Source organism: Psychrobacter sp. 1Y4, from assembly GCF_051847555.1.
Map to the genome: position 1 here is coordinate 1 of NZ_JBPYDE010000528.1, position 720 is coordinate 720.

The following is a 720-nucleotide window of genomic DNA, read 5'->3' on the forward strand; positions in this document are numbered from 1 at the left end:
TAGAGGAGTCAATAACTCTATTTATCTTCTTAAGTGATAGTAAATTATTTCTATCAGAATCCATGGTAAATAATTTTTCTAAATCCTCAAAATAAGACTTAGAAACTTTTAGCTTTTCTATTGCTTGTTGCGGTGATATTTTTCTTTGAGTAGCTGACCCTTTATGAATTCTATACACATACATTTCTTTATTAATAGTTAAAGCCGTTTTACAGTGTATAGCCACGCAAAATAGGAAGTAGCAATCTTCGTAAAGTTCTATTCTTATATCTTTACAGCTAATGATAATTAACGCTTGCTTAGCTACTATAGTTTTAATTAATTTACCGCCCATATAACCTGCTATAGCGTTGTTATCGAGAAACATGGCTTTAGAAATACTTGAGCACATTTCACAATATGGTAAATATGGTTTAGTTTTAAATAGTGATTTTTGGCCTATAATTTTTACATCAAAGAACACGATATCATAGCTTTGTTTCCTCACTACTCTCATTAGGTGTTCGATAGTCCCTTCTGCTAAGTAATCGTCAGCATCTAGAAATAGTAAATATTCTCCTTTTGCTTTTATTAGACCTGTATTTCTTGCTAAAAAAACACCTTGATTATCTTGATAGCTAACTTTAATATATTTATATCTTTGGGCATAACCCTCAACTATTTTACTAGATTCGTCAGTTGAACCATCGTTAACTACTATCACTTCAACGCTTTCTGAGC

The 720-nt window shown here is 31.1% G+C and carries 1 protein-coding gene; it reads right to left on the reverse strand.

Going from position 1 to position 720, the window contains the following annotated elements:
* Window positions 1-720, reverse strand: a 720-nt coding sequence (locus tag ACS8FC_RS17365; protein ID WP_439297700.1) for a glycosyltransferase, incomplete at both ends; no start/stop codon positions are given.